Raw genomic sequence first — 12,441 nt, forward strand, 5'->3', positions numbered from 1 at the left:
CCGCTTACTCCGCCATCTTGGGTTCGGTGACGCCGTCTTCGGCCGCGGCGCTCGCAACGGCTGCCGCGGCGCGTTTTTCCTTCGACTGATCCCACCAGGCGTTGAAGGTGCCGACGATGCCCTTGGGCAGCAGCAGCGTCACCAGGATGAACAGCGCTCCCAGCATGAACAGCCAGTACGGCGCCAGCATGCCCGAGGTGAAGAACGTCTTGGCGTAGTTGACGACGACGGCACCGAGCGCGGCGCCGACCAGCGTGCCGCGGCCGCCGACCGCGACCCAGATCACCGCCTCGATCGAATTGCCCGGCGCGAACTCGGACGGGTTGATGATGCCGACCTGCGGCACGTAGAGCGCGCCGGCAACGCCGGCCATGCAGGCCGACACTGTGAACACGAACAGCTTGTAGGATTCGACGCGGTAACCGAGGAAGCGCGTCCGCGATTCCGCATCACGCACGGCGATCAGCACCTTGCCGAGCTTGGACGAGACGATGGCGCGGCAGATCAGGAAACCGATGATCAGCGCCAGGCAGCTCAGCGCGAACAACGCGGCGCGCGTCCCCTCCGCCTGCACGTTGAAGCCCAGGATGTCCTTGAAGTCGGTCAGGCCGTTGTTGCCGCCGAAGCCGAAATCGTTGCGGAAGAAGGCGAGCAGCAGCGCGTAGGTCATTGCCTGCGTGATGATCGACAGATAGACGCCGGTGACGCGGGAACGGAAGGCGAGCCAGCCGAAGCAGAAGGCAAGCAGGCCGGGCACGACCAGCACCATCAGCGCGGCAAACCAGAACATGTCGAAGCCGTACCAGTACCACGGCAGCTTCTGCCAGTTCAGGAACACCATGAAGTCGGGCAGGATCGGATTGCCGTAGACGCCGCGGGTGCCGATCTGCCGCATCAGGTACATGCCCATCGCGTAGCCGCCGAGCGCGAAAAAGGCGCCGTGGCCGAGCGAGAGGATGCCGCAATAGCCCCAGATCAGGTCGATCGAAAGCGCCAGGATGGCGTAGCAGACATACTTGCCCCAGAGCGCGACGAGATAGGTCGGCACCTGCAGGAATGAGCCCGCGGGCAGCAGCAGGTTGGACAGCGGAATCAGCACGCCCAGCGCAGCGGCAACCAGCAGGAAGATCGTCGCGCCGCGGTCCAGCGATCGCGTCAGCATGTGAGGGGTCATGCTTCCACCGCACGGCCCTTGAGCGCGAACAGGCCGCGCGGCCGCTTTTGAATGAACAGGATGATGAGAACGAGGATCGCGATCTTGCCGAGCACGGCGCCGGCGACCGGCTCCAGGAACTTGTTGGCGATGCCGAGCGTAAAGGCGCCGACCAGCGTGCCCCAGAGATTACCGACGCCGCCGAACACCACGACCATAAAGCTGTCGATGATGTAGCTCTGGCCGAGATTGGGGCTGACATTGTCGATCTGCGACAGCGCCACGCCGGCGATGCCGGCAATGCCCGAGCCGAGACCGAAGGTCAGCGCATCGACGCGCGATGTGGCGATGCCCATCGAGGCCGCCATGCGGCGGTTCTGCGTCACCGCGCGCATTTCGAGACCGATCGCGCTGTAGCGCAGCATCGCGAGCAGGATCGCGAACACGGCCAGCGTGAAGCAGAGGATCCAGAGCCGGTTATAGGTGATGGTGATCTGGCCGAGCTCGAACGCGCCGCTCATCCAGGAGGGGTTGCCAACCTCGCGATTGGTCGGGCCGAACATGGTGCGCACCGCCTGCTGCAGCACCAGCGACAGGCCCCAGGTCGCCAGCAGCGTCTCCAGCGGACGGCCATAGAGGAAGCGGATGATGCTGCGCTCGATCAAGACGCCGATGGCGCCGGCGACGAGGAAGGCGAGCGGCACGGCGATCAGCAGCGAATAGTCGAACAGGCCGGGGTAGCGGGTGCGGATCACCTCCTGCACCACGAAGGTGGTGTAGGCCCCGATCATCACCATTTCGCCATGCGCCATGTTGATGACGCCCATCACGCCGAAAGTGATGGCGAGCCCAATCGCGGCAAGCAGCAGCACTGAGCCGAGCGACAGGCCATACCAGGCGTTCTGCACCGTGGACCAGACCGCGAGCGAAGACTGGATCGAGCCGATCGCGCTCGCCGCAGCCTTGGTCACCGAGGCCGGCTGGTCGCCCATGCCGGTGAGCAGCGCCATCGCCTCCTGGTCGCCGCGCGCCTTGAGGGTGGCGACGGCCTCGAGCTTCTCGACCTCCGTGGCATCGGACTTGAACAGCAGGATCGCCGCGCGGGCTTCACCGAGTGCCGTCTTGACCGACTTGTTGGTTTCCTTGGCGAGCGCGGCATCGACGGCCTCGAGCGCCGTCTCCTCGTGCGATTTGAAGACGGATTGCGCGGCCTGCAGGCGCGTTCCGACATCCGGCGACTGCAGCGTCAGGCTGCCGAGCGCGGCATCGACGCTGCGGCGCAGGCGGTTGTTGAGGCGGACCGCGCTCGCACTGTCGGGAACGCTGGCGACGGCCTCGCCGGTCGCGGCATCGATCGACTTACCGTCGGTGCCGGTGACGTAAACCTTTTTGCTATCAGGATCGGCCATCAACCGGCCGTCCTGGAGCGCGCTGATGATGGGAAAAGCCAGCTTGTTGCCGCTGCTGGCGATCACGCCGACCGCTTCTTCGGTGTCGGAAAAATCGTCGTTGGCGAACTTGGCGACCGCATCCTCGAACGGACCCGCAAAGGCCGGCAGTGCGAACGCAATCAGAAGCAACGAGAGCAGCAGCGAACAGAGACGGGCGGGCAATTTGGCTGGCACTGTGAATGACCCCGGCAGAAATGGGTGGAGAAGGCGGCGGGATCGCCGCCCTCCCCGATCGTGCAATGGAGCGTCAGACCCGGATCAGGAGCCCGAGCCGAGGCACTTGTTGGTCTTGGTGTTGAAGTTGCCGCACTTCTTGCCGACCCAGTCACCGATCAGGTCCTTGGAGCCGTCGAGCTCCTTCGACCAGGCGTCGCCCGCGACGAGGCCCGGGGTCTTCCAGACCACGTCGAACTGGCCGTTGCCCTTGATCTCGCCGATGAACACCGGCTTGGTGATGTGGTGGTTCGGCAGCATCTTCGACACGCCACCGGTCAGGTTCGGCGCCTCGATGCCGGGAAGCGCGTCGATCACCTTGTCCGGATCGGTCGACTTCACCTTCTCGACCGCCTTCACCCACATGGCGAAGCCGATCACATGCGCTTCCATCGGGTCGTTGGTCACGCGCTTCGGATTCTTGGTGTAGGTCTGCCAGTCCTTGATGAACTTCTCGTTCGAGCCGTCCTTGGTCTTGATCGACTCGAAGTAGTTCCAGGCGGCCAGATGGCCGACCAGCGGCTTGGTGTCGATGCCGGCGAGCTCTTCCTCACCCACCGAGAACGCGACCACCGGGATGTCCTTGGCCTTGATGCCCTGGTTGCCGAGCTCCTTGTAGAAGGGAACGTTGGCGTCGCCGTTGATGGTCGAGACCACCGCGGTCTTCTTGCCGGCCGAGCCGAACTTCTTGATGTCGGCCACGATCGTCTGCCAGTCGGAGTGACCGAACGGCGTGTAGTTGATCATGATGTCTTCCTGGGCGACACCCTTCGACTTCAGATAGGCTTCCAGGATCTTGTTGGTGGTGCGCGGATAGACGTAGTCGGTGCCCGCGAGCACCCAGCGCTTCACCTTCTCTTCCTTCATCAGATAATCGACGGCGGGAATCGCCTGCTGGTTCGGCGCCGCACCGGTGTAGAACACGTTGCGCTCGCTCTCCTCGCCCTCGTACTGCACGGGGTAGAACAGGATGTTGTTGAGCTCCTTGAACACCGGGAGCACCGACTTGCGCGACACCGAGGTCCAGCAGCCGAACACGACCGAGACCTTGTCCTTGGTGATCAGCTCGCGCGCCTTCTCGGCGAACAGCGGCCAGTTCGAGGCGGGATCGACCACGACGGCCTCGAGCTTCTTGCCGAGCACGCCGCCCTTCTTGTTCTGCTCGTCGATCAGGAAGAGGATGGTGTCCTTCAGCGTGGTTTCGCTGATGGCCATGGTGCCGGAGAGGGAGTGAAGCACACCGACCTTGATGGTATCGTCCGCGGCCTTGGCGCCGGTCAATGAGGCCAGACCGAGCATCAGTCCGGCGGACGCGGCGAGAACGCCGCGGCGGCTAAATGACGCCGCTCTATCGCGAGTGGATTTGGTAAGCATTTGTGTATCATCTCCCTGACGCAGACGTGAAAAGACGCTGCGAAACGGCCCCACGGCCGCCTGCGATTAATGGAATCGCAAGAACCATGCCATGGGCTGAACACGCGGTAACGCGTTGGTTTTGTTTAGAAATTCTGCAGAAAACAAAGTTTCGCCGCAGTCAAATTGCTTAAAACTTGGGCGAACAAAATGTATGCTAATGCGGCAGACAGTTCATTTTCTGAGCAAAATGGCGCTTCTGTCTAAATTTCCGGCATAACTATTTCTGCACCGCAACCGCGGTTTGGGGCGGACTTGCCTTGAAAGCGCCCCCTCGATGTTCCATATAAACGGTCGAGACCTCTTGCGAATCAAGGGGTCGTAGCGAGCCGCGTGTTCTTAAGCCCCCTCCGGGCCTCTGGCTTGCCCCATATCATCCAAGCCATCCGACACCCCAAACACGCAGGTGTCTTCTCGACACCCTTTTGCGCGCGCCGCGCTGAATGCGCCGGGCGCCCGCTTTTGACATGGAAAGAACCCATCTTTTGACTTCGTTTCAGGACTTCGGCCTCGCCGAACCCATCGCGCGCGCTCTTCGTGAAGAGAATTACGTCACCCCAACCCCGATCCAGGCCCAGACCATCCCGCTGGCGCTGACCGGCCGCGACGTCGTCGGCATCGCCCAGACCGGCACCGGCAAGACCGCGTCCTTCGCGCTGCCGATCCTGCACCGCCTGCTGGAGAACCGCATCAAGCCGCAGCCCAAGACCGCCCGCGTTCTGGTGCTGTCGCCGACCCGCGAGCTTTCGGGGCAGATCCTCGACAGCTTCAACGCCTATGGCCGCCACATCCGCCTGTCCTCGACGCTCGCCATCGGCGGCGTTCCGATGGGCCGCCAGGTCCGCGCCCTGATGCAGGGTGTCGACGTGCTGGTCGCCACGCCCGGCCGCCTGCTCGACCTCGTGCAGAGCAACGGGCTGAAGCTCTCGAGCGTCGAGTTCCTCGTGCTCGACGAGGCCGATCGCATGCTCGACATGGGCTTCATCAACGACATCCGCAAAATCGTCGCCAAGCTGCCGATCAAGCGGCAGACGCTGTTCTTCTCGGCCACCATGCCGAAGGACATCGCCGAGCTCGCAGACTCCATGCTGCGCGATCCCGCCCGCGTCGCGGTGACCCCGGTCTCCTCGACCGCCGAGCGGATCAACCAGCGCATCCTGCAGGTCGACTTCTCGGCCAAGCCCGCCTTCCTGACCAAGCTGCTGAAGGACGAGCCGATCAACCGTGCGCTGGTCTTCACCCGCACCAAGCACGGTGCCGACAAGGTCGTGAAGACACTCGAAAAGGCCGGCATCCCCGCCAGCGCCATCCACGGCAACAAGTCGCAGAACCATCGCGAGCGCACACTGGCACAGTTCCGGTCCGGTGAAATCCGCACGCTGGTCGCCACCGACATCGCCGCCCGCGGCATCGACGTTGACGGCATCACCCACGTCATCAATTTCGACCTGCCCAACGTGCCCGAGACCTATGTGCACCGCATCGGTCGCACCGCGCGCGCCGGGGCCGACGGCACCGCGATCTCGCTGGTCGCCGGCGGCGAGGAGCTCAGCTACCTCCGCGACATCGAGCGGCTGATCAAGGTGGCGCTGCCGCGCGAAGACCTCCGTACCGATGCCGGCCGCCGCGATGCGGGTCCTCCCGCGCCGCAGCAACGACAGGGCCGCGGAGGCCGTCCGGGCCAGCGTCCGCAAGGCGCACGGCACGGTGACGGACGTCGCGCCGACGAAAGGCATGGCGACGGACGTCACCATAGCGCCGGCAAGCAGGGCGACGGACGCCCCGGTGAAGGCCGGCACGGCGGCGACGCGCGGCATGTCGACGGACGATTCAACGACGGCCAGAACGCCTCGAAGGGGTCTCGCCGCCGCCGTCGCTCCGGTGCTAATAAGCTGGGACATTCGCAAACCGATCGGTCGGAACAGCGTCCCGCGCATAGCGCCGGCAAGCCTGATGGGATACAAGGCGTGGCCTTTCTGCGCCGTGAGAGTCGGCCGAACGGCCAATCGACCCGCAAACCCTATTCGCACTAGCCGTCCACGACCTGGAGATATCAATGGCTAAGGAAGAGCTGATCCAGTTCGAAGGACTGGTCACCGAAATCCTCCCCGACGCCCGCTACCGCGTGCAACTCGACGCCGGACACGAGATCGTCGCCTACACCGCCGGCAAGATGAAGAAGAACCGCATCAAGACGCTCGCGGGCGACCGCGTGACGGTGGAGATGTCGCCTTATGACCTCGAGAAGGGCCGGCTGATTTTCCGCCACAAGGACGAGCGTCCCGCAACCGCTGGCGGACCGCCGCGCCCCGGTCAACGCGGTGGCCAGTTCCGCCGTCGTTGATCCGCTTCCAGCGCATCGATACGGAAGTAAAATTCTGACCTGTATGCTGATCCGCCGCGCGCATCGCGGCGGATCAAAAAATCGTGCACGGCCGGATTGTTTTGAAGCCCCAATTCCAATAAAATGAATTAATCGATTTTCGGCCGGACGACATTGGCATCCACCGGTATAGCCGGTTCAGACACGCTGACGACCCTTCCAGAAATTCGATCTAACCTGTCCGCGCGAGCGGACTTTTACATTGTTTATCTGAGAGGGAACTACCCCCATGAGCATGGGAACCGTGAAGTGGTTTAACGCGACCAAGGGCTTCGGCTTCATCCAGCCCGACGATGGCGGCCAGGACGTGTTCGTTCACATCAGCGCCGTCGAGCGCGCCGGCCTCGGCACGCTGCGCGAAGGCCAGAAGCTCTCCTACGAGATCGTCGCCGATCGCCGGTCCGGCAAGTCGGCCGCCGACAATCTTCGCTCCGCCGGCTGAGCCCACGGACCTTCGGTCCGGATCAGCCCGACTGAGCAAGTCGAAGCAACAATGGAAAGGCCGTGCGCGATGCACGGCCTTTTTTCATGTCGGAGATCGATGCACTCAGTAGATCGTGCAGGCGGTATCCGGACTGTAATAGACGCAGGTCGACTGGCGCGGCCTCGTATAGGCGACGTCACTCAGCGTGATCGCGCTCTTCAGCGCATAGCCGACCGACGGCGTGTAGGTGTAGCTGACCTCGCTGAAGATCAGGTAGGTGCCACCGATCGCCAGCGTCGTGGGAATCGTCACCGCGGACTTCGGCGTCCGTGGCACCGATCCCTTACTCCACTGCACATGCGCCTGCAGAGTCGAGGGATCGACATAGAGCTCGGTGATCGTCGCCGAGACCGGCGAGGTGGCATAAGGCGTCATGATGCCGGTCGAGGCAGCAAAGAAGTTGGTCATGTCGGTATCGCTGACCGACGTCGACTGCGAGGTGAGGTCCGACAGCGTCCGCGCCATCAGCGTCACCTTGCGATCGATTGCCACCGCCGACGAGAACTCCACCGTGCCGAAAAACATCACCAGCATCAGCGGCACGACTACGACGAATTCGGTGGCCGCAAGCCCCCTGCTATCGGCGAGGAATTCGTACGCGGTCAGACGCGTCGCCTGCCACAATTTCGCAATCGCCTGCATCGTCTCGCCCGATCACTTGTCCTATTGTTTGAGCACGATCTTGCCGGAAAACCGCTACGCACTTTTCCGGATCATGCTTTAGTAAGGCTCGTTCTTGAACGCCGCCGTGGCCACCAGCAGTCGCTTGCTGCCGGTGAGATTGGCGATGTTGTAGCCGAGCCCGGTGACGAACAGCGGCCACTGATAGAACAGCCGCACCACCACGATGTCGCCGGCGCTGCCCGGGCTGTAACTCATGCTCGTGTCGAAACCTCCGGAGCCGTCGATGTGGCTCGACAACGTCACCGCAGAGAAGGACGAGTAGCTCGTGACGTCGACATAGAGCTTGCTGCAATCGAACAGCGCCGGGATCTGGCTGCAGACGTAGGTCTTGAACGTTGCTTGCGTGCACGGCGTGCCGATGCCGGACACCGCGCAGGCGGTCACCGAACCCGATTGCGCCTGCCCGGTCAGCACCACCCGCGCGGAATTCTGCGTGATGGTCTCGAGCACCTGGCTCGCGAAGAACATGAGCGCCGTCTCGATGATGGCGAACAGCAGCGCGAAGAAGATCGGCGCGACCAGCGCGAACTCGACGGCCGCGGAACCGCGGCGATTGCCGCGAAACCGACGCAGCACGGTTCGGAGCGCGAACCTCTCAGGTGCAGGCGATGGCATCGCGTCAAATTTCCCCAGCCAGCGGCGATCATCCGCTCAATGAAATAGCTAAAACTGATTGTTTAAGTGTTGCAGGCCGGCCGCGGCCGGCGACGCGCGCCGTTAAGGGGTCGTTAACCCAGCACGACCCAAGGCGCACAAAAGACGACCGGACGGAGAGGACTGGCGAGCACAATCCGGACCTGACCATACGATCCGGCCCCGTCAATCGGACTTGCTCGCTGGCTTATTGGCTCATCTTGTTAGTTGGTCTTGGCACCCGCGCCGCCATTGCCGCTGGCATTGCTGCTCAGCGAACCAGCCTGGCCCATCGTGGTGTTGAAGTAGTTGTCGCTGTCGCCCAGCGTCACGCGGCGCTGGCAGAGCGGCAGGCAACTGTAGGACTCGCGCTCAACCCCGCGATACACGGTGACGAGCCGATCGCTCGGGCCTTCGACCTGGATCTGGCGGTCGACCAGGATCTCGCCCGCCCGGTCCAGCGCGATGAAATTGGTGGCGCCGTAGCCCTTTCCGGTCACGACGATCATGCCGCCGGGCTGGAGCGTGACGTCGGCGATCAGGGGATTGCCGACCACGATGGTCGCCACCTTGCCGGGCAGCCGGACCAGCTTGGCCTGGTCGACATTGACGGCGATGGTATCGGCGGTGGATTCGGCAAGGCCGGCAGAAGGCGATGCCAGCACCGCGGCCGCAACCAGAAGACAGACGCGCGCATGGCGGCGCAGCAGTTCTTTACGCATACTCTTACCCCCGGGACGTCACAAACCGGCAGAAGCGATCGGATACAGCGGAGCCGGTGCCCGACCCCGCTAACCTGCCCTCAATTCGTGAACGTTCCGCAAATTCGCGTTCTATTGTTTGAACGGACTGACGATTTGCCGCTCTGGAGCACCCCTAAAGCGCGATGAGATTGGGATGAATCGTCATCGCGCTTTAGGTTGTTGTTTACGCATGATCCTTCCGGAAAACCGCTTCGCACTTTTCCGGATCATGCTTTAGCGGCGGAACGGATAGGCAAGCTGCCCTCCGATCTCCTTCGGCATGGTCGCTTCGTCCTTGCCGTAGTCCTGCGGCAGTTTCCCCTCCGGCATGCGGAAGGTGCCGAACAGCACATCCCAGATCGGGAACGTCCCGGCGAAATTGGTGTCGCCACCGTCTTCGAGCGGGGTGTGGTGCCAGCGGTGAAATACCGGCGTCGCCAGCACATATTTGAACGGCCCGAACGTCCAGTTCAGGTTGGCGTGCACGAAGGCCGAATGGAAGGTCGTGAACGGGGAGACCCAGATCATGACGTTCGGGGAGATGCCGGCCATCAGCAGCACGACGTCGACCCCGATCGTGCCGAGCACGAGATTGACGGGATGGAAGCGGGCCGCCGAAATCCAGCTGATCTCTTCGGAGGAGTGATGGATCGCGTGGTACTTCCAGAACTCGCCGCCATGGAAGAGCCGGTGCAGCCAGTACAGCATGAAGTCCGACAGCACCAGGAACAGCGCGGCCTGCACCCAGAGCGGCAATTGCGCCAGCGGGCCGTGGCCGTTGTCGTAGAAGGCGATGAGATCGTCGGCGTCGTGGATGTTGAAGAAGGCGCCCGCCCCGACGATCAGGAGTCCGATCCGCATGGTCCGGGCGAATACGGGGACGAAGAACCAGTAGCAGATGTCGGTGACGATCTCCCGCTTGCGCCACCACGGCAGGCCGGGATTGCAGGCCCAGAAATGCTCGAGCACCGTGAAGACCAGCGCGAGCACGAAAGTGACGGGGACCACCTTCGCAATGGTCTCGCCGAGCATCAGGGCGACTTGCATGGGCAGGCTCGACATCGTCGCCTCTCTTCCGAATTGCTGGTCCTCTTACGCCTACTCCGCGAAATTTAAGGGAGGGTGAAGCCGGGCGACGCAGTTGCAGTGCGTCCGGAACCGGAGCGAATTTCGATGGGGGCTTTAAGGTGAGATTCACTCTGGGCAAAAGCATCGCGCAGCAATTGGGTTTACACGATCGAATTAACTCTACCGAAAGAGCTCGGCTCTCATGGTCATCGCGTCAACGACAGCGCCGAACGAGGCGATCCCACCCAAGATGGAGTTTGTTCATGAAGAACTTGATTGCGCGTTTCGCCAAGGATGAATCCGGCGCCACCGCCATCGAATACGGCCTGATCGCCGCCGGCATCGCGCTGGCCATCATCACCGTCGTCAACAATCTCGGCAGCACGCTGAACACCAAGTTCGGCTCGATCAGCAGCTCGCTGAAGTAAGCGACCGACAAACGACGGCAAAAGCCCCGGACCTCCGGGGCCTTTGTTTTTCCGAGTACGGCGAGTTCCAGTGGCGTTGCGAAAGTACAGAACGGGTGCCGCGGTTGCGGCGAGCGAGGCGCAAGCGGCGCCGACCGGCTCGCCGGCCTATTGGGTGTGCCTTGCATTGCTGCTCGCAACGGTCGCACTCGCCGCGCGCATCGCCAGCCTCTGGTGAGCAGGCCGCGACAGGGTTCTCGCTGCCGCCGTTGTCGGTTTGTTTAGCACTGCCGGCTAGCATCGCGCGACGGCAGATCCCGCGACAAACCCAGGCCTCAAGACGCAGCCCATGATCCTCGACCTTGCGCGCCTCATGCTCTTCCCGGCCCTGATGGCGTTCGCGGCTGCGAGCGATCTCTTCACGATGACCATCTCGAACCGGGTGTCGCTGGCGCTGGTCGCGGGCTTCTTCGTGCTCGCCCTTGCCGGTGGCATGGCACCTTACGAGATGCTCACACATGTCGGCGCCGGCGCGCTTCTGCTGGTCGTGGCCTTCACGTGCTTCGCGATGGGCTGGGTCGGCGGCGGCGACGCCAAGGTCGCGGCCTCCGTCGCGCTCTGGTTCGGCTTCGCGCACCTGATGAACTTCCTGCTCTATGCCTCGCTGTTCGGCGGAGCGCTGACGCTGCTCCTGCTCCAGTTTCGGCAATGGCCGTTGCCCTACGGCCTCGCGGGCCAGGCCTGGCTTGCACGACTGCACGCCAAGGAGAGCGGCATTCCCTACGGCATCGCGCTCGCGCTGAGCGCGCTGATGGTCTACCCGGAAACCGAATGGGTGAAGGCGATCGACCTCGCTCACCTCGCACTGCGCTGAACGCCCCGAGTAAACCCGGCGTTAAGCCGATTTAGATACGCCTCATTAACCATGCTTTGACGAATAGCTGGTCAACTGCCGATTACGGCGGCGGCAGCGTCGCGGCGTTTTGTTGGAAAGTGAAGCGTATGAATAGGGCACGCATTGTCGTCCTGACGGTCGCCATCTGCGCCGGCGGCGTCGCCGCGTATCTGGCGAGCGGCTCGGACAATTCTGCGCCGCCTCCAGCGGCTCCGGTCGCGCAGCTTCCGACCGTCGACGTGCTGGTGGCCAAGAACGACATCGGTCTCGGCCAGACCGTCAAGCCTGAAGACGTGCAGTGGCAGACCTGGCCGGCCGCGACCGCCAGCGCCACCTTCATCCGCCGCAACGAGCGCCCGGAGGGCGCGACCCAGGTGACGGGCTCGATCGCCCGCGCCCCCTTCATCCAGGGTGAGCCGATCCGCGACCAGAAGCTGGTCAAGGCCGAGGGCTCCGGCTTCATGGCGGCGATCCTGCCCACGGGCATGCGCGCGATCTCGACCGAGATCTCGCCGGAGACCGGCGCAGGCGGCTTCATCCTGCCCAACGATCGCGTCGACGTGCTTCTGACCCGCCGCCTCAAGAACCCCGACCAGAGCAGCGGCGCTCCCGATCTCATCACCTCCGAGATCATCCTGGCCAACATCCGCGTCCTGGCGATCGACCAGGCGCCGAAGGAGAAGGACGGCCAGAACGCCGTGGTCGGCAAGACCGTCACCCTCGAGCTCAATCCCGCACAGACGGCGACGCTTTCCGCCGCGCGCCAGAGCGGCACGCTGTCGCTGGCGCTGCGCAGCATCGTCGACGTCAAGATGAGCGAGATCACGCTCGATGATTCCGCACAGAAGCGCGATGGCGTTTCGATCATTCGCTACGGCATTCCGAGCGCGACGGCAAAGGCACGATGAGGGCAG

The 12,441-nt window shown here is 63.4% G+C and carries 14 protein-coding genes; 7 read left to right on the forward strand and 7 right to left on the reverse strand.

Annotated features, from left to right (window positions below):
- Positions 1-4: 4 nt before the first annotated feature.
- The 3 genes from urtC to urtA form a co-directional block, all read right to left on the reverse strand.
- Entirely contained in the window at positions 5-1,174 is a 1,170-nt protein-coding gene (urtC, locus tag QA649_RS39435; RefSeq protein WP_283021863.1) for an urea ABC transporter permease subunit UrtC, read from the reverse strand.
- The gene (gene urtB / locus QA649_RS39440; protein ID WP_283021864.1) at positions 1,171-2,778 is read right to left on the reverse strand and encodes an urea ABC transporter permease subunit UrtB; all 1,608 of its coding nucleotides are present in this window, start codon (positions 2,776-2,778) and stop codon (positions 1,171-1,173) included. Before urtB ends, urtC begins: the two co-directional genes overlap by 4 nt.
- An 84-nt stretch (positions 2,779-2,862) precedes the next feature.
- Positions 2,863-4,191: an urea ABC transporter substrate-binding protein gene (gene urtA / locus QA649_RS39445; RefSeq protein ID WP_283021865.1), complete on the reverse strand. Its 1,329-nt coding sequence runs from the start codon at positions 4,189-4,191 to the stop codon at positions 2,863-2,865.
- Positions 4,192-4,673: 482 nt separating this feature from the next.
- Between urtA and QA649_RS39450 the strand changes: the two genes are divergently transcribed.
- The 3 genes from QA649_RS39450 (at position 4,674) to QA649_RS39460 (ending at position 7,055) form a co-directional block, all read left to right on the forward strand.
- Complete coding sequence (locus QA649_RS39450; RefSeq protein ID WP_283021866.1) at positions 4,674-6,263, forward strand: DEAD/DEAH box helicase; 1,590 nt, start codon at positions 4,674-4,676, stop codon at positions 6,261-6,263.
- Positions 6,264-6,286: 23 nt separating this feature from the next.
- Entirely contained in the window at positions 6,287-6,574 is a 288-nt protein-coding gene (gene infA, locus QA649_RS39455) for a translation initiation factor IF-1 (protein ID WP_018646603.1), read from the forward strand.
- A gap of 268 nt (positions 6,575-6,842) precedes the next feature.
- Positions 6,843-7,055 carry a cold-shock protein gene (locus QA649_RS39460; protein ID WP_008131892.1) on the forward strand — a complete coding sequence of 71 codons (213 nt, stop codon included), beginning with the start codon at positions 6,843-6,845 and terminating at the stop codon, positions 7,053-7,055.
- Between the two features lie 105 nt (positions 7,056-7,160).
- Here QA649_RS39460 and QA649_RS39465 read toward each other — a convergent pair whose 3' ends face one another.
- The 4 genes from QA649_RS39465 to QA649_RS39480 all read right to left on the reverse strand — a co-directional run bounded on the left by QA649_RS39465 (position 7,161) and on the right by QA649_RS39480 (position 10,219).
- A complete protein-coding gene (locus tag QA649_RS39465) occupies positions 7,161-7,739 on the reverse strand; it encodes a TadE/TadG family type IV pilus assembly protein (protein WP_283021867.1) in 579 nt (192 codons plus the stop codon).
- 78 nt (positions 7,740-7,817) lie between these two features.
- A complete protein-coding gene (locus QA649_RS39470; RefSeq protein ID WP_283021868.1) occupies positions 7,818-8,396 on the reverse strand; it encodes a TadE/TadG family type IV pilus assembly protein in 579 nt (192 codons plus the stop codon).
- A 242-nt stretch (positions 8,397-8,638) separates the two neighbouring features.
- Positions 8,639-9,136, reverse strand: a complete 498-nt coding sequence (locus QA649_RS39475) for a pilus assembly protein N-terminal domain-containing protein (RefSeq protein ID WP_283021869.1) — start codon at positions 9,134-9,136, stop codon at positions 8,639-8,641.
- A 255-nt stretch (positions 9,137-9,391) separates the two neighbouring features.
- On the reverse strand, positions 9,392-10,219 hold the full coding sequence (locus QA649_RS39480) for a sterol desaturase family protein (RefSeq protein WP_283021870.1): 828 nt from the start codon (positions 10,217-10,219) through the stop codon (positions 9,392-9,394).
- 269 nt (positions 10,220-10,488) lie between these two features.
- Between QA649_RS39480 and QA649_RS39485 the strand changes: the two genes are divergently transcribed.
- The 4 genes from QA649_RS39485 (at position 10,489) to cpaB (ending at position 12,435) form a co-directional block, all read left to right on the forward strand.
- Entirely contained in the window at positions 10,489-10,653 is a 165-nt protein-coding gene (locus QA649_RS39485; RefSeq protein WP_018646598.1) for a Flp family type IVb pilin, read from the forward strand.
- Positions 10,654-10,723: 70 nt separating this feature from the next.
- A complete protein-coding gene (locus QA649_RS39490) occupies positions 10,724-10,870 on the forward strand; it encodes a hypothetical protein (RefSeq protein ID WP_283021871.1) in 147 nt (48 codons plus the stop codon).
- A 111-nt stretch (positions 10,871-10,981) separates the two neighbouring features.
- On the forward strand, positions 10,982-11,506 hold the full coding sequence (locus QA649_RS39495; protein ID WP_283021872.1) for a prepilin peptidase: 525 nt from the start codon (positions 10,982-10,984) through the stop codon (positions 11,504-11,506).
- Between the two features lie 128 nt (positions 11,507-11,634).
- Positions 11,635-12,435: a Flp pilus assembly protein CpaB gene (gene cpaB / locus QA649_RS39500; protein WP_026312554.1), complete on the forward strand. Its 801-nt coding sequence runs from the start codon at positions 11,635-11,637 to the stop codon at positions 12,433-12,435.
- The last annotated feature ends 6 nt before the right edge of the window (positions 12,436-12,441 follow it).

This window comes from Bradyrhizobium sp. CB1717 (assembly GCF_029714325.1).
Classification (GTDB): domain Bacteria; phylum Pseudomonadota; class Alphaproteobacteria; order Rhizobiales; family Xanthobacteraceae; genus Bradyrhizobium.